Origin of the sequence: Chitinimonas arctica (genome assembly GCF_007431345.1) — a bacterium.
In the GTDB taxonomy this organism is placed as follows: domain Bacteria; phylum Pseudomonadota; class Gammaproteobacteria; order Burkholderiales; family Chitinimonadaceae; genus Chitinimonas; species Chitinimonas arctica.
Map to the genome: position 1 here is coordinate 1,995,789 of NZ_CP041730.1, position 19,295 is coordinate 2,015,083.

A 19,295-nucleotide genomic window follows, 5' to 3' on the forward strand; every position below is an offset into this window, starting at 1 on the left:
TAACCATGCAATTCAAATACCGCGCGATCGACCAGAGTGGCCGCCTGCACAAAGGCAGCATGGACGCCAGCAATGCGGTCGATCTGGAAGCACGGCTGGGTCGATTGGGCATGGACCTGATCGAGTCGCGCGCCTACGAAACCCGGCCCGGCCTCTTTGCCCGCACCCGTATCGGCCGTGGCGAACTGATCACCTTCTGCTTCCATATGGAACAGATGACCCGCGCCAGCGTGCCGCTGCTGGAAGGTTTGACCGACCTGCGCGACACCATGGACCACCCCCGCTTCCGGGCCATTATCGCCAACGTGATCGAGGATATCGAAGGGGGTTTGCAGTTATCGCAGGCGTTGGCCAACCACCCGCTGGTGTTCCCTACCGTATTCGTCAATCTGATCCAGGCGGGCGAAGCCACCGGCCGTCTGCCGGACGTCTTCCTCAACCTGGTCGAGACGCTGAAATGGCAGGACGAGTTGGCGGCCCAGGCCAAGAAACTGATGATGTATCCACTCTTCGTCGGTTCGGTGGTGATGTGCGTGGTGATCTTCCTGCTGGTCTGGCTGGTCCCCAAGCTGGTCGGCTTTATCCAGACCATGCAGCAGGAACTGCCGTGGAACACCCGGCTGCTGATTGCCCTATCCGATTTCGCGGTGCAGCGGTGGTATGTGGTGCTGCTGGTCATTGCCGCCGGATTCGGCGGCTGGTGGGCCTGGAAAATCAGCGACCCACGCTATCAGTTCAAGGTGGACCGGCTCAAGCTGCGCCTGCCGTATATCGGGCCGATACTGGAAAAAATCGTCCTGGCCCGTTTCGCCAGCTATTTCGCGCTGATGTACGACGCCGGCATCGCCATTCTCGACAGCATCCGCATACTCGAAGGAGTGGTCGGCAATCAGATGTTGGCCAAGGGCATGCAGGAAGTGCGGGCGCAGATCGCCGAGGGGCAAGGTGTCGCGGCCAGTTTCGAGCGGGTGCGGCTATTCCCGCCGCTGGTCATCCGCATGTTGCGGGTGGGCGAGAACACCGGCGCGCTGGATAAATCACTGCAAAACGTCGCATATTTCTACAACCGCGAAGTAAAGGAATCGATCGAAAGGGTACAAGCCCTGATCGAACCGATGATGACGGTATTCCTTGGTTTTATCATCGGCTTTGTCATGCTGTCGGTACTGGGCCCGATCTATGACCTGCTGACCAAGATCAAATTCTGATGGCCATCGAACGCTTCTATCTCTTCGTCACCGACATCGCCCTGACGCTTTGGCAGGGCGAGGCCGACAAGCTGGCCCAAGCCATCCGCTTCAGCGCCGATAGCAGCGGCGTGGCCGAGTTCGAACTGCTGATCGCCAGCCACCCCACCGTGCAATGGTTCGTGCTGCTGGACTTGCAGGAAGAAGACTACCGCATCGAGACGATCCCGCACGTCAATGCCCGCGACCACAAACTGGTCGTCCGGCGGCGGCTCGACCAGCTCTACCGCGAATCGCGCTATCGCAGTGCGACCCTGCAAGGTCGCGAGGAGGGCGGCCGGCGCGACGATCGCCTGTTGTTCGCCGCCTTGACCAACCCCATGCCGCTGGACCTGTGGCTACGACCCCTGCTCGAGCGGGACGCCAGAATCGTCGGCGTCTATTCGGTCGCGCTGCTGACCGCCCACCATATCAATCTCGTCCCGGAAATTCCCGCCCGCGCCCTGATCGTCAGCCGCCAGAGCGGCAGCGGCCTGCGCCAGACCTATCTGGCGGACGGCAATCTGCGTTTCTCGCGGCTGACCGCACTGGAAGAAAACGGTCCCGATGGCCTGGCGGCCCAACTCAGCGCCGAGGCTGCCCGCGCCCGCCAATTCCTCGCCAGCCTGCGCGCGGTGGAACGCAACGAGGCCTTGCAGGTGGTCACCCTCTGCGGCACCCAGGAACTGGCCGCCCTGCGGGCCGCCTGCCCCGATACCGAGTTGATCCAATTCAGCTTCCTCCCCCTCGAGCAGGTGGGCGCCGCCCTGGGCGTGTACACGGAAGCGGAAGTGGAGACGGTTGAACCGCTGTGGCTGCGCTTTATCGCCGCCAAGCGACCTGCCAATCAATACGCCACCGCCGACCAGCTCAAGCCCTACCAGGCCTGGCAAGCCGGCCGCGCCCTATGGGTCATGGCGGTACTGTTGCTGCTGGGCGGCGTGCTTACCGCCGCCTCGCTGAGCCAATCCGCCCATCAGTTGGACCAGCAGGCGACCGCGCTGGATCAGCGCCGCCTGAACGCCGAGCGCACATACCGCGCCAATGTGCCGCAGGTGAAGGAGGGACAACTCACCCCCACCGGCATGAAAAATGTCGTGAACGCCTACCAGCAATTGGTCGAACGCTGGCCCACGCTCGCCGCCAGCCTGATCGACATCTCGGCGGTGGTGAACCGCTATCCGATGCTGGAATTGGACGCGCTGGCCTGGCAGGTCAGCGACAACCCCAGGATCGTCCCCGCTGGCTTCGCCGGCACCGATGCCGACAAGCAAACGGTGGCCGAACCGGAACCCGCCGTGGATGCCGACGGCAACCCCGTGGCGGGTGCCGCGCCACGCTATGTGATCATTGCCATCAAGGGTCGTTTGCTCGACTACGAACACCGCTATCGCGAGGCCCTGGCCCTGGTCGATGAGTTGGCCAAGGCCTTTGTGCTGCGTCCAGGCGTCAGCGTGGAGAAATTGCAGCTACCTATCGATGTCCGCCCGGAGAGCGCGATCGATCTGGCCAATGACAAGGTCAACGACATTGCCGGCGCGCCTTTCAGCTTGAAGATCGTCCTGCCCCTCCCCGCCCGGACCACCGAGGAGGCCCCGGCATGAGCTGGCAAAAACAAGACTTGCGCAGGGTTCGCGCCCCGTTGCTGGCCGCCGGCCTCAGCGCCTTGCTGGCGCTCGCGCTGACAGGCGGGGCCTGGTGGCTGCGCGACCGGGCACAACAACGCAGCTCCCTCGCCGCCAATACCACGGGCGAGGCGGAAACACGCGCCAGCGCCGCCATGGCCGACCGTGCCAACCTGGCCGCTTACCAAGCCCGCTTCGACCAGCTCAAGCAACGGTCCGTGATAGGTATGGAGCAGCGCCTGCCATGGGTGGAGTACTTCACCAGCCGCAGCGAGAGCGGCAATCCCGCCGAGCTGGAATTGAAGATCGAACCGCGCCGCAGCCTGGAAGACCCGCCCGAATCACCCGAGCCCCTGGAAAACCTCCAGTTCTACGCCAGCAAATTGATACTCAGCGCCAAACTCCTGCACGAAGGCGATGCCATCCAACTGCTGCAGCGGCTCCATGACCTGCAGGGCGCCGCCATCATCCGCCTGTGCGAGATCAAGCGCGCCCAGGGCGCGGCCAGTGTCCGGCCCTACCTGCTGGAAATGGAATGCAGCGGCGATATCATCACCCTGGATGCCCCGCCGGCCGAAGCCGCCCAATAGAGAACCGCCATGCGCCCCCCCCTCTCCTGCTGCGCCGTTTTGCTGAGTACGCTCGCCTTTGCCGCCGAGCCGGCGGCACCCGCCACGCCCGCCCTGAACCGCCTGTTCTTCACGGCGGCGGAACGAGACGAGCTGGACCGCATAAGGGTGGGCGTGCTCGATAACAGCGACGCCAGACATGCCCGCACCCTGGAGCTCAATGGCATCGTCCAGAAAAACGGCGAACCGCCCCTGCTGTGGATCAACGGCAGCCGCTACAAGGGCCACGATATCGCCGGCGCACGGATCGCGCCGGCCGCCCTCTCCGCCAGCACCATGCTGATCAGCATGCCGGCGCCCGATCCGCGCGAGATGGTGCTGAAGGTTGGCCAGACACTGGACCCGGCGGGCGGCAATCTGCGCGAGGTCTACCAGCGCCCGCCGCAGGAACTCAACCAGCTGCTGCAACTGCTGTCGCGCCGCGGACCGCCGCCCCCGCAAAAGGCGGAAGGCAAAGACAAGGGCAAGGCCCCGCCAGACGGGAAAAACACCCCCCCGAAAAAATCTTGAGCGAAAGATACTTGACGCACTCGCGGCTTTCCGGTTTAATGCGCGCTCTTCACGAAGGCCAGTTAGCTCAGTTGGTAGAGCAGCGGATTGAAAATCCGCGTGTCCGTGGTTCGATTCCGCGACTGGCCACCAGTATCTATAAGGCCTCCCGACCGGGAGGCCTTATGCATTCCACCTTTGCGAATCGTCATTTCCTGGCGGCGGACCGCCCTCCTTTTAGCCCACCCCGGCATCGCGCGCGGCCGCTACCTGCCACGGCCAGTTCATCGAGTTTCACTTCGTCGAAAACCGAAAGTTCAGGCTATTTTCTGGTGGCGCCGCAGCATGGCAAGAAACTAGTAAGTAAGTTGCCGTATACGTGAACGCATACAGGCGCAACTCTACTGCGAAGGAGTCCTTGTCATGGGCATTTCAGCGTTCCATACCGCAACACCCAATTGCAGATCATCGGAACCCAGACCCACCGGCGGAAGACCATCCGGCAAGTCTTGTTTCAAATCGTATCCCTCCGAAATCGCAGACATAATCGCCTCGATGTTCACCCCCCCAACCATGCCCAACATCATGAACTTCGGCAAGCCAAGCAGGATTTATACGGTTTATAAGTATTTGCCGATCACGATCGGTCTTACCCCCATAGGCGTTGGCTTGGTCGGCGTGGTCCAATTTTTTAGCATCATGCGGGAAATCGTCGCCAGCAATAAGAAGTACGACACGGGCGAGAAGATCTTTATGCAGCAAGATGAGTCCCGGCATTCCCCAATAACCGCCGCCACAGGGCGCTCAACCCAATTGGCGAATAAGCAGCCACTTTCCGTCAGCACGCCCCCGGAAGCGCCCGCGCCAAGGCATCTGGATCACTTTGCCCCGATCATACTGACGCCGCTTGATCTTCGGAACGCGCTTAAGGCTCGGAACACGCTTCTGGGAATGAAAGCACCACTCCTAAAGGTCGATGCATGCCCGATCCGCTTGCAGGAGAACAGGCCTGCACCACAGCCAGGTGGGTCGTATGAAAACCTATATAAGCTGATGAAGGGGGATTCCACCAGCGCTGGCCGCTCTCGCCAACCGGCCAGTGTAGTGCAGCGTGCAGCCGGCGTCGCCAGAGAGGTGGGCGAAATTCGCAGCCAGCCCGTCAGCGGCGAAAGAATTGCGGCATTAAAGTATGGCGCCGCTCAAGCATGTAAGCGCATCTACCATCTATATGACTACACCCTTAAGCATTTGCAAGACAAGCACGATAATGCGCTCATCACACAAAGGGAACTAGATATTTGGGCGAAAATCCGTCTCGCGGTGGCTGCAATCGGTATTGCCGCCCCAGCCGTTTGCCTGGGCTTGACCGTATCCGGCGCAGGCGCAGCTGTTGGCGCGCCAATATTGGTGGGGATAGGCGCGGCGGTTGCCGGCTGGTTGGGCTACAACGCCATTAAGGGAATTCAAATTTGAAGTGCAATGCTCGCTAAATCATGCACTTGTGTACGTCCGGTCGATTGAACCGCTGCTGCCACCGTTCCTGGCGCAGCGAGCAACCCTGCTTGCTTACCTCACGGACCTGTAAGCAACAAGGCACCATGCCCTGCCATGTAGAACGCTTGGCCACACGCATCTCCTCATTAAAGAGTGGACGCTTGGGCCATGATTCGACTATGATGCGCGTCGTTCTTGGCCCAGTACGGAACTTTATCCCTCAGCAATGGGGATTTCCGTTAACTTGCGGTCCGCTGTGGTGAGGTCTACTTCACCGCCAGCATCCAGATTTTGAACGGTCTCCTGCACGGGAGGCCGTATCTTCTTCCGGGTTGTGCCACTTTGCTGTTGTCCATGCAAAATCGTGCCATGACCCGTTGGGAGCCCATGTAGCTCAGGGGTAGAGCACTCCCTTGGTAAGGGAGAGGTCGGCAGTTCGAATCTGCCCATGGGCACCATCCTTCCCCATTTTGTTCGTCATCGCCATACGTCGTTTCGGCAGTGTTCGCTGTTGGCCACTCTCTTCGTACCCACAGCGCCCAACCGGCAATGCATTGCGCCGAAGCGTTCCTCGGGCGATTAAACGCGGCGCTTCACTAAGATATCCCTACCAGATCGGGTAGCTTTCGGCAGGATTTCCATAGTCTATTGTAATTGATAATTATTTTGCCTTTTGATCCGGCTTTATTCGGTTTTTTACCATTTGTGCCGCTGGTAATTAAATTGCAATAAAAATGCGGTACTGATTATTCATTTTGGGGAATTAAAATGTCTCGATTTGTTCCAGCAGGTAGCTATCAAAAAACCGCCTCGCAGATCAATGTCAATCTGTACGGGAAATCGCAACGTCGCGATCAGTCGTGGATCGCGGCTGGCGCCAATATCACCAACCTTTCCGGCGGCCTGCAAAATCTGGATGGTTCTTTGCAGCCAGAGAACGATCCTGCCCCTACCACGGGTTTCGTACCCAATGGCAGCTACCGGCAAACCACCGAAAATGCTTCGGTGGTGCTCTCCGCTTATTGCCAAAAGCGTGACGGCAGCTGGCAATGGGCCACGCTGGACATCACCCGCTACGTCCAAGGCAGCGGTGATATCGCCAATATCAATGGCGAGCTGATGATCCAGAACGCCTGATCAGGGCAAGCCTGCCGGGACTTCAGCGCCGGGCAGGACGCCCATTGCGCGGGAGCGGTGCCTGGACCCAGGCGGCCTCTCTCGTGCCACATGCCCCTCCGGGGCATTTTTTTCGCGCAAAACCACCATCCGGCCAGACGTGTGGCCCCGCAGGAACTTGACGCATTCGCTCGTTTCGTATTTAATTTCTGTAATTACAGAAATTATCGAATGCGCCGACATGAACCTCACGCCAACCACTCAAAAATACATCCTCCACTGGGGCGAGATGGGTACCCGCTGGGGCGTGAATCGTACCGTGGCGCAGATCCATGCCCTGCTGTTTCTCAGCAACCGTCCCCTGCATGCCGAGGAAATCTGCGACACCCTCAACCTGGCCCGCTCCAATGTCAGCACCAGCCTCAAGGAGTTGCAAAGCTGGGGCCTGATCCGCGTCCATCATATGCTGGGTGACCGCCGCGACCACTTCCTGGCCCATCAGGATGCCTGGGAAATCTTCCGCATCATCATGGAAGAGCGCAAGAAACGCGAACTGGATCCGACCCTGACCGTGCTGCGCGAATGCGCATTGGAAGCCGCCCAGGATCGCGAGTTGGAAGCGGCCACCCGTGAGCGCATGGATGAAGTGCTGGCCTTCCTGGAAATCCTGATGCGTGCCTATGACGATTTCAAACACCTGCCACCCGCAACCCTGCAGCGCTTCTTGAAGACGGGCGGCAAGATCGCACGCTTTCTCGGTACTGACGACAAGGAAGACATATGACCGACCTGACCCTATTCTTCGATAGCCGCTGCCCACTCTGCGCCGCCGAGATGCGTCGCCTGGCCCAGCGCGACCGCCACGGCCGGCTCGGTTACATCGATATGCGCGGTGAAGGTTTCGATGCCGCGGCCTACGGTACGACCCTGGCCGCCATGGATGCCGAGCTGCACGGCTTACGGGCCGATGGCCGGATGCTGGTCGGCATCGATGCCGTCGCCGCCGCCTATGCCGCGGTGGGCTTGGCCTGGTTGACCTGGCCGCTGCGCTTCGGCTTGTCCCGGCCACTGATGCGCACGCTTTACCGCTGGTTCGCCCGCAACCGTTACCGCGCAAGCCAGCTTTTGGGCTATGGCTGTAAAGATGGCGTCTGTGCCGCGCGCGTCCGCTGATCGTTTTTTTAACTTATTATTTCTGTAAATTCAGAAACAACCGAATGGAAAATCATGCCCACTCTTTCCCAACTCCATTGGTTGTAACTGGATAACAGGAGCAAATCATGGACTATCTCGCGCTCAAATGGCTGCACATCCTCTCGGCCACCTTTCTATTCGGTACCGGCTTTGGCACGGCCTTCTATATGTTTGTGGCCAATCGCAGCGGTAATGTGCAAGCCATCGCGGTGGTCAGCCGCTGGGTGGTCAGGGCCGATTGGTGGTTCACCACCCCGGCGGTGATCGTCCAACCGCTGAGCGGCTATGCCCTGATCCGCCTGGCCGGGTTCCCGCTCGATGCCTACTGGATCGTAACCTCGCTGGCGCTCTACGCCCTGGCCGGCATCTGCTGGTTGCCGGTGGTATGGCTGCAATTGCGCATGCGCGATATGGCGGCGCAAGCCGCACGGGATGATACCGCCCTGCCGCCACGCTATTGGTTCTATGAACGGTGCTGGACCGCCTTGGGTTTCCCGGCCTTCGGCGCCCTGCTGGTGGTCTATTGGCTCATGGTCCATAAGCCCATGTAGTACCGCCCAAGTAGATATTTAAAAGCCGCTGCCGCAGGCGGCGGCCGTGACTCCACACGTTTTTTGAGATCGCAATCATGCTGACCACGCCGCTGGATTGGGTATTGAATCTTCTGCTGTTGCAGGGCCTTATGGGCGCCTTCGACACGCTTTACCATCATGAACTCACCGAGGGTTTGCCCCGCCGCATCGGCGCCCGCACGGAGTTGTCCATCCATGCCGTTCGCGCCATGCTGTACGGCTTGGTATTCGCCGGCATGGCCTGGTTTGAATTCCATGGTTACTGGACCCTTGCCATCGCCGCGCTGGTATTGGTGGAAATCGGCCTTACCCTGTGGGACTTTGTGCAGGAGGATGCCAGCCGCAAATTACCGGCAACCGAACGGGTGCTGCATACCGTGCTTGCCATCAATGGCGGCGCATTGTTCGGCTTGTACGCCTGGCAATTGGTCGACTGGTTCGCACTGACTTCCACCCTGCAAGTAGCACCGCATGGCTGGAAAACGGCGGTGTTGAGCCTGATGGCTGCCGGCGTGGCGGCATCGGGCCTGCGTGACGGCTGGGCCGCCTACCAATTGGGGCGGCTGCGCGAACAACTCGGCGGTGCGGCCAACCCTTTCGCCGCGCTACCGCATCAACGCATCCTGGTAACCGGTGGTACCGGTTTTATCGGCGAAGCCCTGCTCGGCCAATTGCTGGCTGCCGGTCATGCCGTAACGCTGCTGGCACGCGATCCACTTAAGGCCGCCTATCAGTTCCAAGCCCGGGTTGGCTGTGTAAACACCTTGGAACAACTGCATGCCGGCGAGCGCTTCGATGCCATCATCAACCTGGCCGGCGCGCCGGTCGTCGGACCACGCTGGAGCCCGGCACGCAAGGCAAAACTGCTGGCCAGCCGCCTGGGCTGCACCGAGGGACTGTTGGCCTGGCTAAAGCGGGCCGAGCATAAGCCGTCCGTTTGGATACAGGCTTCCGCCATCGGTTTTTATGGCGTGCGGCCTCCCGCCGAAGCCCTGGACGAAGACAGCAGCCCGGGCGAAGGGTTTATGAGCGAGCTGTGCCGCCGCTGGGAAGATTGCGCGCAAGCTGCAACCGGCCACGGGCTACGCCTGGTCACGCTGCGATTGGGCCTGGTATTCGGTCATGGTGGCGCCTTGCCGTCCTTGCTGCGGCCTTTCCGCCTGGGCCTGGGCGGGCGCATGGGAAACGGTCTGCAGATGATGAGCTGGATACATCTGGATGATGTCCTGGCCCTGGTCGCTGCCGGGCTGGGCAATGGCCAAATGCAAGGCGTCTACAACGCCGTCGCGCCGGAATCCGTCAGCCAGGCCGAATTCGCCCGGATGGCGGCACGACTGCTGCACCGCCCCAACTGGATGCCCGTGCCGGCGGCGCCAGTGCGCCTGCTGCTAGGCGAGATGGCGCAACTGTTCTTCGATGGCCAGCAGGTGCGGCCAAAACGGTTGCTGGCGGCTGGTTTCAACTACCGCCACCCCACCCTGCGCAGCGCACTCCTCGACCTGATTTGAGGCTGATCATGACATCGCTGTACCAAACGGCACTTGGCGACGATTTCGAGCGACTATCCCCACTTCTGCGCCAATTCCACCGCGAGCCGTGCGTCCCCTGGCAAGGCTGCGTCGATGTTAGCTGGCCCCGGCAGGCAATGCTGCGCATCTTGCTGGGTTTGGGGCGACTACCCCACGAGGGTCAGGATCGTAGCTTGCGGGTGGAGGTAAGGGAGAACGGAGCCGTCGAGCATTGGCAACGCAACTTTGCCGGCCGGCTGATGGCATCGCGCCAATATTTGACCCGCGACGGCTTGTGCGAACGCTTTGGTCCCTTCACCCTGCTATTGGAGAGCCGGGTCGACAATGGCGAATTGCGGCAACGGAGTGTTCGCACCCGTTTTTGCGGTATCCCTTTGCCGGCCGTCCTGGCACTACAAGTCGGCGCGCGGGAATGGCAGGAGAACGGGCGCTTCCATTTCGATGTCGCCATCGGGGTTGGAAACTCGCCACTGCTTCGCTATTTCGGCTCCCTGCTGCCAGGGTAAACGCGAAGGAGTAAAATCGGGCGCAGTTTGCCTACTTGCCATCGCCAGCCGGCTGCGGCTGATCCCATCCACTCAATGCGGCAAATCCGCCGTTCCCCATGCCTCAGCCCTTGCATATCCTGATCAATTGCGTCGGCAGCGCCGGCGATGTCCATCCCTTTATCGCCATCGGTGAAGTGTTGCAGCGGCGCGGCCACACCGTCGAACTGCTGACCTCACCCTACTTCCAGGACCGCATCGTCCGTGCCGGACTGGGTTTCGTCCCGGTCGGTACCTTGGAGGATTATCAGCGCACCGTGGCCGACCCACGCCTCTGGCAGGCAAGGCATGGCTTCAATGTGGTGTGGCAGGCATTCCAGCGCCATATGAAAGAAGGCTACCGGGCCATCGAGCGGCAGGTCCGTCCCGGCCGGACCGTGCTGGTCGGCAGCACCCTTGCCTGGCACGCCCGTATCGCCCAGGAAAAACTGGGCCTGCCGCACGCCACCGTGCATCTTTCTCCCAGCTGCCTGCTTTCCGCCACCGCACCGCCGAAACTGGCCGGGGCCACGTGGCTGTCCACTTTGCCGCCTTGGCTGCTACGGCCGCTATATGCCGCGCTTGAACGCGGCGTGCTCGACCCCATGGTCTTGCCTACCCTGAATGCCTTCCGTGCCCGCCTGGCTTTGCCGCCTACCCGCCGGGTGTTAAGCCAATGGATGAACTCGCCGGACAAGGTGATCTGCGCTTTTCCGGATTGGTTCGCCCCGCCGCAGCCGGACTGGCCGGCCGGCGCCGTCACCACGGGTTTCCCGCGCTGGTCCGCCCCGGCCGGCAGCGTGCTCGACCCCATGCTGATGCGATTTCTGCAAGCGGGTCCGCCACCGATCGCCTTTACTCCGGGCTCGGCCATGGCGCACGGCCGCGGCTTTTTTGAACGCGCCCTGGCCGCCTGCGACGCCCTGGGTCGCCGCGCCGTACTGATCAGCCCATTCAACGAGCAAATGCCGCCGCGCTTGCCGGCCTTTGCCCATCATGTCGGCTATGTGCCGTTCGATCTGCTGCTGCCGCACCTGGCCGCCATCGTGCATCACGGCGGCATTGGTACCTTGGCCCAGGCGCTGGCTGCCGGTGTGCCGCAGATGATTACCCCCTTCGCCCACGATCAGTTCGACAATGCCGCCAGGCTCGTCAAACTGGGCGTAGCAAGCACGGTCTCGCCCGATGCGGCAGCCACCCGTTGGGCCAAGGCCCTGCTACCGCTGGCAGGCAAGGCCGAGGCGTGCGCACAATTGGCCCATGCCATGGGTCGTCCCGGTGAAGCGGCCGAACGGATCGCCGATCAAATCGAAAGCCTGCACGGTGCGATCCCCGCATGAAACCGATCCAAATCGCTTCCTACCTGCTGGTCCTCGCCCTTGGCATGCTGCTGGGCGGCTATCTATTCAAGGATGTGCAGACGCGTTCCTTCATGGCGGTCAAACCCTGCAATGGCTGCTACCGCCCCAATGAACTGGCCGGCCTGCTGGCTTCGGCCGGCGTATTGCGCGCCGGCGCCGCCCTGCCCTTGGTGGTGATGGAAACGGAGCGCTGCCTGGCAATCCGCCATCCGGCCCCCTGGGCGCAATCGCACTATGTGATCTTTCCCAAGAAAGACATCAAGGATATCGGCGATATCGCCATCGATGACCAGCCATATGTGCTGGATTGCCTGGCCATGAGCCGCAAGCTGGCGCAGGAAAAGGGCTTCCGCCACTACCGCTTCTATACCAATGGGCCGGGACTGCAGGATGTGCGCTATCTGCATTTCCACCTGATCATGGCCGCGCCGGATCCCGCCCCGGCTCCCCGCAAGGACTAGACGGCCCGCCCGGGCGGCTCAACGCGGCCCCGGTTCCCGCGCCCACAGCCGATATTCGCGCGGTGTCATGCCGGTCAATTGGCGGAACTGCCGCGACAGCGCACTTTGGTCGCAGAAACCACACGCCAGCGCAATATCGGAGATGGCCAGCTCGGTCCCGGCCAGTTGCCGGGCAGCGGCGTCGATACGGGTCTTGGTCAGGAACTGGCCGGCCGACAGCTGGAAAATCTTTTTCATGCGCCGCTCGAACTGCGCCAGCGATACCCCCGCCTGCTCCGCCAGCGCCTCCAGGTGCAGCGGTTCGGCATAGGCCGCCTGTAGCCGGTCCACCGCTTCCGCCATGCGGGTATCGACGATGCCCGCACGGCTGGGCTCGATCAGATCGCGGGACAGGCAGGCCAGGCCGATGATCTTGCCCTCGCGGTTGAATAAGGGCGTCTTATTGCTCAGGCACCAGCCGGGTTCGCGATTGTTGAACAGGGTCAGATCGAGGTTGTCCACGACCGGCTGGCCGGTGCGGAACAAGTGCTCGTCCTGCTCGGTATAACGCTCGGCCATATGCGGCGGCCATAGCTCATGGGCAGTGCGGCCGATGGCTTCGCGCTTGTTGCCCAGGCCGCAGCGGTCCGCGCAGGCCTCGCTCATGCAGACGTAGCGCCCATCGCGATCCTTTACCGAAAAAACCATATCGGGCATCTGGTCGAACAGCACTTCGACGAACAGCGGCTGCGCCAAACTGCCGACAAACTGATCGCGCCAAGCTTTCGTACTTGCTTCCACACACCCTCCTTACCCAATTTGGCCAAAAACAGCCCATTCATGCGCGGATCGCACAAGATCGTCCACGGCCTTCGCCCTTAGCATGGCGGTATTGTGAACCGGGCCGCAAGCCCGCCGGAAGATGCCCATGACCCAGCTGCAGCGTATCCAGATCGTCGACTCCCATACCGGTGGCGAACCGACCCGCGTGGTGATTGCCGGCGGTCCGCCGCTGGGCCAGGGCTCCCTGGCGGAACGGCGTGAACGCTTCACCAGCGACTTCGATCATTTCCGTTCCGCCGTGGTCAATGAACCGCGCGGCGCCGACCCGGTAGTGGGCGCCTTGCTCTGCGAACCCCAGGACCCCAGCTGCGCCGCCGGGGTGATCTTCTTCAATAATATCGGCACGATCGGCATGTGCGGCCACGGCACCATCGGGCTGATCGTCACCCTGGCGCACCTGGGTCGCATCGGCCTGGGCAGCCATCGTATCGAAACCCCGGTCGGCGTGGTAGAAGCCACGCTGGAGGCGGGCAACCGGGTCAGCGTGCGCAATGTCCCGAGCTACCGCCTGGCGGCCAATGTGCTGGTGGATGTGCCCGGCTACGGCTGCCTCAGCGGCGATATCGCCTGGGGCGGCAACTGGTTCTTCCTGGTCAGCGGACATGGCCAGCGCATCGCCGCCGACAATATCGCCAAACTGACCGACTGCAGCGTACGCATCCGACAAGCCTTGATACAGCAAGGCGTACGGGGCGCCGATGGCGCCGAGATCGACCATATCGAATTGTTCGGCCCCAGCGATTTGGGCGATTCGCGCAATTTCGTGCTCTGTCCGGGCCTGGCTTATGACCGCTCGCCCTGCGGTACCGGCACCAGCGCCAAGCTGGCTTGCCTGGCGGCGGACGGCAAGTTGCCGGCCGGCCAGCCCTGGCGCCAGGAAAGCGTGATCGGCAGCCTGTTTGAAGCATCCTACCAGCTGCAGGATGGCCTGCTCTATCCGACCATCGCCGGACACGCCTATGTCAACGCCGAAGCCACCCTGTTGATCGATCCGGCCGATCCCTTCGCCTGGGGCATCCGCGGGTGACTTTCGACCTGCTGATCATCGGCGCCGGCATTATCGGCAGCGCCTTGGCGGAAAGCTGTGCCCGGCGCGGCTTGCGGGTCCTGGTGCTGGAGGCGGGCATTCCCGCCGCCGGCACCACCTCGGCCGGCATGGGCCACCTGGTGGTGCTGGACGACAATCCGGCCGAGCTGGCACTAAGCCGCGACGGCCTGCAACGCTGGCAGGCCCGCCGCGACGAGTTGCCGCCGGCGGCGGAATATCGCAATTGCGGCACGCTCTGGCTGGCACGCGACGAGGAGGAATTGGCCGAGGCCGAACGTAAGCAGGCGTGCTACCGCCAGTACGGCCTCACCGGCAATCTGCTGAATGCCCGCCAACTGCAGCAGCAGGAGCCCGCCCTTGCCAAGGATCTGGCCGGCGGCCTGCAGGTCCCGGGCGAAGCCGTCATCTATCCGCCGGCCGCCAGCGCCTACCTGCTGTCCGAGGCGTGCCGGCTGGGCGCACAGCTGGTACGCGGCTGTGCCGTCAGCCAGCTCAGCGACGAAGGCTGGCTGCGTCTGGTGGATGGCCGGGAGTTTTCGGCCCCACGTATCGTGGTCGCGGCCGGCAATCAATCGACCAGGCTACTGCCCGGCCTGCCGCTCAAGCCGCGCAAGGGCCAGTTGCTGATTACCGAGCGTTATCCCGCCACCATCAGTCATCAACTGGTCGAGTTGGGCTATATCCGCTCCGCGCACGCCAGCGACGCCGATTCGGTCGCCTTCAATCTGCAACCGCGCGCGACCGGTCAATTGTTGCTGGGCTCCTCCCGTCAATACCAGGACCAGGACAGCGAAATCGATTGGCCGCTGCTGCGGCGGATGCTGAGCCGCGCCTTCGACTACCTGCCCGGCCTGGCTGAACTGCAAGCGATTCGGGCCTGGAGCGGCTTTCGGCCGGCCACCCCGGACAAATTGCCCCTGCTCGGCCCGGTTCCCGGCAAGCAACGGCTGTGGCTGGCCACCGGCCATGAAGGCTTGGGCATCACCACCGCCTTGTCCAGCGCCGAGTTGCTGGCCGATCTGCTCTGCGACTGCGCGCCCACCCTCGACCCGCGCCCTTACGACCCGGCCCGTTTTGGCTTTCCCACGGCCGTGCAAGCCGAACTGGCGGAGCTGACACCATGACCCTTTGGCAACGTTGCAAGCGTACCGTGCTACGCCGTCGCGAGCAGGCGCCGTCCGCCGACAGCCCCTCCCTGCGCCTGATCGTCAACGGCGGTTCCTGCCATGTCCGGGCCGGCAGCAGCTTGGCCGCCGTCCTGGCACAGCACGGTTGCCGCCGCTCGGTCGAGGGCCAGCTGCGCGCCCCGCTGTGCGGTATGGGTGTGTGCTATGAATGCCGCGTCACGGTGGATGGACGGCCTCATCAACGCGCCTGCCAGATCCTGGCCCGCGACGGTATGACGGTGCGCCATGAAAGCTGACTACCACACCGATATCGCCATTGTCGGCGCGGGCCCGGCCGGCATGGCCGCCGCCATCGCGGCAGCCGAGCAGGGCAAGCACGTCAGCCTGATCGACGACAATCCTGCCCCGGGCGGACAGATCTGGCGACAGGGCGGCGCGCCCTTGCGCGGTGCGGCGCGCGCCAGCCTGCGCAGCCTGGCCGCCAGCCGCGTGCGTCTGATCAGCGGCAGCAGGGTGGTGGCCACGCCCGAGCCTGGCCTGCTACTGCTCGAAAGCGCACGCCAGGCCAGCAGCCTGCGTTACGACAAGCTGATCGTCTGCACCGGTGCGCGCGAGCGCCTGCTGCCCTTCCCCGGCTGGACCCTGCCCGGCGTCACCGGTGCCGGCGGCTTGCAAGCCTTGGTCAAATCCGGCCTGAACCCGGTCGGCCAGCGGGTCGTGCTGGCCGGCAGCGGCCCTTTGCTGCTGGCCACCGCCCAGACCTTGCAACAGGCCGGCGCCCAGGTGCTGCTGATCGCGGAGCAAGCCGACCTACGCCAACTGGCCCGCTTCGCCTGGGGACTGCGTGCCTACCCGGCCAAACTGCGCCAGGCGGCCGGTCTGGCTTGGCAATTGCGCTCTATCCCCTATTGGGCCGGCAGCCATGTGATCGAGGCCCAGGGCAAGGACAGGCTGGAAGGCGTGCGGCTGAAGCTGGCCGGCGAGGTCCGCCACATAGCCTGCGACTGGCTGGGTGTCGGCTTTGGCCTGCTGCCGAATACCGAACTGCTGGCGGCCCTGGGATGCCGCCTGGAGGACGGCCATGCGTGCGTCGATGCCGCGCAGCAGACCAGCAACCCCATGGTCTACACCGCCGGCGAATCCACCGGCGTGGGCGGCGTGGACAAAGCCGTGCTGGAAGGCCGCATCGCCGGCCTGGCCGCCAGCGGCGCGCTCGCCCATGCGCTGGCTTTGTCGCCGCGCCGCGCAAGCCATCTGCGTTTCGCCGAACTACTGGCAACCCATTTCGCGCTGCGCCCGGAGATTGCGCAGGCGGTTCGCCCCGACACCCTGGTCTGCCGCTGCGAAGACGTCAGCCATGCCCGTCTGTCGGCCTTTGATAACTGGCGTGAAGCCAAACTGCAAACCCGCTGCGGCATGGGTCCCTGCCAAGGCCGCATCTGCGGCGCCGCCTGCCAGACCCTCTATGGCTGGCAAACGGCCGCGGGCCGGCCGCCGATCTCGCCGGCCCGCCTGGCCACCCTGCTACATACCTACCCACACACCAACCAAACCGAGGCAGACCTGATATGACCGTGACCTTCAAGGGCGTGATGCCCGCCATCACCACACCGTTCAATGCCGATCTCAGCATCGATCACGGCGCCCTCGCCACCCATGTGCAATGGCTGGTGAGCAATGGTTGTACCGGCATCGTGCCCTGCGGCTCGCTGGGTGAAGGCGCTACCCTGACTTTCGACGAGAAGCTGGCCCTGATCGAGACCTGCGCCCGTGCCGTCGATGTGCCGGTCATCCCGGGGATCGCCGCGCTCTCCACCCATGAGGCGGTCGAGCTGGCCAAGGCTGCCGTCACCCACGGCGCCCGTGCCCTGATGGTCTTGCCGCCCTATGTGTACTCCAGCGACTGGCGCGAAATGAAGGCCCACGTCGCGGCGGTGATCCAGGCCACTTCGCTGCCCTGCATCGTCTACAACAATCCGGTTGCCTACCGTACCGACTTCAGCCCGGCGCAGATCATGGAGCTGGCCAACGAGTTCCAGAACGTCAAGGCCGTCAAGGAATCGTCCACCGATGTACGCCGCATCACCGCCATCAAGGCCCTCGCCGGCGACAGGCTGACCCTGGGCGTGGGCGTCGATGATGTCCTGGTGGAAGGCGTGGCCGCCGGGGCGGAGTTCTGGATCGCCGGCCTGGTCGATGCCTTGCCGAAAGAGTCGGTACGCTTGTTCGAACTGGCCCGCGACGGCAAGTGGGACGAAGCCGCCAAGCTTTACGCCTGGTTCCTGCCTTTGCTGCGCCTGGATACCGTGCCCAAGTTCGTGCAATTGATCAAACTGGTGCAGGAACAACTGGGCATCTGCCATCGCCGTGTTCGCCCGCCACGCCTGGAACTGGCCGGCGCGGAACTGGCCGAGGCACAGGCCTTGATCGAACAAGCGCTCGCGCAGCGTCCACAAGTATGAATACCGCGCCTATCCTGCAGGGCTTGTCCATGCTGGGCCGGGGTCTGGGCGAAAGCCAGGCGCATGGCTTCCACACCCGCAATCCGGCCAATGGCGAAGTCTTGCCGCAGCGCTTTTACCGCGCCGGCGCAGCGGATGTCGAACGGGCGGTCGCCCTGAGCGTGGCGGCGGCGCCCGCCTACGCCGCCCTCGGCGGCCAGCTGCATGGCGCCTTGCTGGCCGCCATCGCCGAACGCCTGGATGCGCTGGCCGAGCAACTTGTCGCCATCGTCCCGCTGGAAACCGGCCTGCCGGAAGCCCGGGTGCGGGGCGAACTGGCCCGCACCACCGGCCAGTTGCGCATGTTCGCGACACAGGCTCGGGATGGGCAATGGCTGGATGTCCGTATCGACACCCCGCAAGCCCTGCGTCAGCCACTGCCTCGCCCGGATCTACGCAGCATGCTGCAAGCCATCGGCCCGGTTGCAGTGTTCGGCGCCAGCAATTTCCCGCTGGCATTTTCGGTGGCCGGCGGCGATACCGCCTCGGCCCTGGCGGCCGGCTGCCCGGTGGTCGTCAAGGCCCACCCGGCGCATCCCGCCACCAGCGAACTGGTGGGTAGCGCCATCCGCGACGCGGTACACGCGCTCGATCTGCCGGAAGGCGTCTTTTCGCTGCTGTTCGATGACGGTATCGGCGTCGGCCAAGCCCTGGTACGCCACCCCGGCATCCGCGCAGTGGGCTTTACCGGCTCGCAGCGGGCCGGCCGCGCCTTGATGGATGCCGCCGCCGCACGTCCGGAACCCATTCCGGTCTTCGCCGAAATGGGTAGTAGCAATCCCTTTATCGTGCTGCCGCAGGCGCTGGCGCAACGGGCCGAGCAAATCGCTGACGGCCTGGCAGCCTCGATCACGCAGGGCAACGGCCAGTTCTGCACTTGCCCCGGCTTGATCCTGGCGGTGGACGGCGAAGGCTATGACCGGCTACGCAACCGCCTATCCAGCCAACTGGCCCAGGTACCGGCGGCCCCCATGCTGACTGCCGGTATTTCCAGCCAATTCCGTGACCGGGTTGCCAGCATGGCCGAGCAGCCTGGCGTCACGTATTTGCAAGCCGCCAGTGCCAGCGGCTACCGCATCGGTCCCGCCCTGCTGGAAACCGATGCCGACGCCCTGTTGCGCCAGCCCGGCCTGGCCCACGAAGCCTTCGGCCCGGCTGCGCTGCTGGTGCGTTGCGCCGATACCGCGCAATTGCTGACGGTCCTGGATGGCTTGGAAGGTCAGTTGACCGCCACCCTGCACGCGGAAAGCACCGAGCTGGCCGACTGCCCCGATCTGCCGCAACGCCTGGCCGCCAAGGCCGGCCGCGTGCTGTTCGGTGGCTACCCCACCGGCGTCGAAGTCTGCCATGCCATGGTGCATGGCGGTCCGTACCCGGCCGCGTCCGACAGCCGCAGCACCTCGGTCGGCAGCGCCGCCATGCTGCGGTTCGCCCGGCCGGTCTGCTACCAGAATTGGCCGGACAGCCTGCTGCCGCCGGCTTTGCAGCAAGCCAACCCCTTGGGCCTATGGCGCCTGGTCGATGGCGAGAGACAGCGTTAACGGACCGAATGAAAGATGCCCCGCCGACTCGCGTCG

Annotated in this window: 20 protein-coding genes and 2 tRNA genes; 21 read left to right on the forward strand and 1 reads right to left on the reverse strand. The window is 63.5% G+C overall.

The genetic code is table 11. The features are described from left to right. Window positions 1–5 precede the first annotated feature (5 nt). The 15 genes from FNU76_RS09095 (at window position 6) to FNU76_RS09165 (ending at window position 12,220) form a co-directional block, all read left to right on the forward strand. Complete coding sequence (locus tag FNU76_RS09095) at window positions 6–1,208, forward strand: type II secretion system F family protein (protein WP_144277906.1); 1,203 nt, start codon at window positions 6–8, stop codon at window positions 1,206–1,208. Next, window positions 1,208–2,830: a hypothetical protein gene (locus tag FNU76_RS09100; RefSeq protein WP_144277907.1), complete on the forward strand. Its 1,623-nt coding sequence runs from the start codon at window positions 1,208–1,210 to the stop codon at window positions 2,828–2,830. Before FNU76_RS09095 ends, FNU76_RS09100 begins: the two co-directional genes overlap by 1 nt. Further along, the gene (locus FNU76_RS09105; protein ID WP_144277908.1) at window positions 2,827–3,441 is read left to right on the forward strand and encodes a hypothetical protein; all 615 of its coding nucleotides are present in this window, start codon (window positions 2,827–2,829) and stop codon (window positions 3,439–3,441) included. The genes FNU76_RS09100 and FNU76_RS09105 overlap by 4 nt, the downstream gene beginning before the upstream one ends. Window positions 3,442–3,450: 9 nt before the next feature. Continuing rightward, a complete protein-coding gene (locus FNU76_RS09110) occupies window positions 3,451–3,990 on the forward strand; it encodes a hypothetical protein (protein WP_144277909.1) in 540 nt (179 codons plus the stop codon). A gap of 56 nt (window positions 3,991–4,046) precedes the next feature. Then, window positions 4,047–4,122: transfer RNA gene (locus tag FNU76_RS09115), tRNA-Phe, on the forward strand. Between the two features lie 270 nt (window positions 4,123–4,392). Continuing rightward, complete coding sequence (locus FNU76_RS09120; RefSeq protein ID WP_144277910.1) at window positions 4,393–5,442, forward strand: hypothetical protein; 1,050 nt, start codon at window positions 4,393–4,395, stop codon at window positions 5,440–5,442. Between the two features lie 404 nt (window positions 5,443–5,846). Then, window positions 5,847–5,921, forward strand: a tRNA-Thr gene (locus FNU76_RS09125). A gap of 310 nt (window positions 5,922–6,231) precedes the next feature. Beyond that, window positions 6,232–6,600 carry a cyanovirin gene (locus FNU76_RS09130; protein ID WP_144277911.1) on the forward strand — a complete coding sequence of 123 codons (369 nt, stop codon included), beginning with the start codon at window positions 6,232–6,234 and terminating at the stop codon, window positions 6,598–6,600. A 220-nt stretch (window positions 6,601–6,820) separates the two neighbouring features. Beyond that, window positions 6,821–7,363: a GbsR/MarR family transcriptional regulator gene (locus tag FNU76_RS09135; protein ID WP_144277912.1), complete on the forward strand. Its 543-nt coding sequence runs from the start codon at window positions 6,821–6,823 to the stop codon at window positions 7,361–7,363. Next, a complete protein-coding gene (locus FNU76_RS09140; RefSeq protein ID WP_144277913.1) occupies window positions 7,360–7,752 on the forward strand; it encodes a thiol-disulfide oxidoreductase DCC family protein in 393 nt (130 codons plus the stop codon). Before FNU76_RS09135 ends, FNU76_RS09140 begins: the two co-directional genes overlap by 4 nt. Window positions 7,753–7,859: 107 nt before the next feature. Further along, window positions 7,860–8,324 (forward strand): DUF2269 family protein, encoded by a 465-nt coding sequence (locus FNU76_RS09145; protein ID WP_144277914.1) that lies wholly within the window; start codon window positions 7,860–7,862, stop codon window positions 8,322–8,324. A 77-nt stretch (window positions 8,325–8,401) separates the two neighbouring features. After that, window positions 8,402–9,853 (forward strand): TIGR01777 family oxidoreductase, encoded by a 1,452-nt coding sequence (locus FNU76_RS09150; RefSeq protein ID WP_144277915.1) that lies wholly within the window; start codon window positions 8,402–8,404, stop codon window positions 9,851–9,853. Window positions 9,854–9,861: 8 nt separating this feature from the next. Continuing rightward, window positions 9,862–10,380 (forward strand): DUF4166 domain-containing protein, encoded by a 519-nt coding sequence (locus tag FNU76_RS09155; RefSeq protein ID WP_144277916.1) that lies wholly within the window; start codon window positions 9,862–9,864, stop codon window positions 10,378–10,380. A 98-nt stretch (window positions 10,381–10,478) separates the two neighbouring features. Next, window positions 10,479–11,738, forward strand: a complete 1,260-nt coding sequence (locus FNU76_RS09160; protein WP_144277917.1) for a glycosyltransferase — start codon at window positions 10,479–10,481, stop codon at window positions 11,736–11,738. Continuing rightward, window positions 11,735–12,220, forward strand: coding sequence for an HIT domain-containing protein (locus tag FNU76_RS09165; RefSeq protein ID WP_144277918.1), 486 nt, complete (start codon window positions 11,735–11,737; stop codon window positions 12,218–12,220). The genes FNU76_RS09160 and FNU76_RS09165 overlap by 4 nt, the downstream gene beginning before the upstream one ends. Before the next feature lie 18 nt (window positions 12,221–12,238). On the opposite strand, the gene FNU76_RS09170 is transcribed toward FNU76_RS09165, so the two are convergent. Further along, on the reverse strand, window positions 12,239–13,000 hold the full coding sequence (locus FNU76_RS09170) for an AraC family transcriptional regulator (RefSeq protein ID WP_223879274.1): 762 nt from the start codon (window positions 12,998–13,000) through the stop codon (window positions 12,239–12,241). A gap of 127 nt (window positions 13,001–13,127) precedes the next feature. Here FNU76_RS09170 and FNU76_RS09175 point away from each other — a divergent pair, with 127 nt between their 5' ends. From FNU76_RS09175 to FNU76_RS09200, 6 genes are read left to right on the forward strand one after another with little or no spacing between them, the layout of a single operon-like run. Beyond that, on the forward strand, window positions 13,128–14,069 hold the full coding sequence (locus FNU76_RS09175) for a 4-hydroxyproline epimerase (protein WP_144277919.1): 942 nt from the start codon (window positions 13,128–13,130) through the stop codon (window positions 14,067–14,069). Next, complete coding sequence (locus FNU76_RS09180) at window positions 14,066–15,214, forward strand: NAD(P)/FAD-dependent oxidoreductase (protein ID WP_144277920.1); 1,149 nt, start codon at window positions 14,066–14,068, stop codon at window positions 15,212–15,214. Before FNU76_RS09175 ends, FNU76_RS09180 begins: the two co-directional genes overlap by 4 nt. Beyond that, window positions 15,211–15,513, forward strand: a complete 303-nt coding sequence (locus FNU76_RS09185; RefSeq protein WP_144277921.1) for a (2Fe-2S)-binding protein — start codon at window positions 15,211–15,213, stop codon at window positions 15,511–15,513. Before FNU76_RS09180 ends, FNU76_RS09185 begins: the two co-directional genes overlap by 4 nt. Next, window positions 15,503–16,789 (forward strand): NAD(P)/FAD-dependent oxidoreductase, encoded by a 1,287-nt coding sequence (locus FNU76_RS09190; RefSeq protein ID WP_144277922.1) that lies wholly within the window; start codon window positions 15,503–15,505, stop codon window positions 16,787–16,789. The genes FNU76_RS09185 and FNU76_RS09190 overlap by 11 nt, the downstream gene beginning before the upstream one ends. Further along, the gene (locus FNU76_RS09195) at window positions 16,786–17,679 is read left to right on the forward strand and encodes a dihydrodipicolinate synthase family protein (protein ID WP_144277923.1); all 894 of its coding nucleotides are present in this window, start codon (window positions 16,786–16,788) and stop codon (window positions 17,677–17,679) included. Before FNU76_RS09190 ends, FNU76_RS09195 begins: the two co-directional genes overlap by 4 nt. Next, window positions 17,676–19,259: an aldehyde dehydrogenase (NADP(+)) gene (locus FNU76_RS09200; protein ID WP_144277924.1), complete on the forward strand. Its 1,584-nt coding sequence runs from the start codon at window positions 17,676–17,678 to the stop codon at window positions 19,257–19,259. The genes FNU76_RS09195 and FNU76_RS09200 overlap by 4 nt, the downstream gene beginning before the upstream one ends. The last annotated feature ends 36 nt before the right edge of the window (window positions 19,260–19,295 follow it).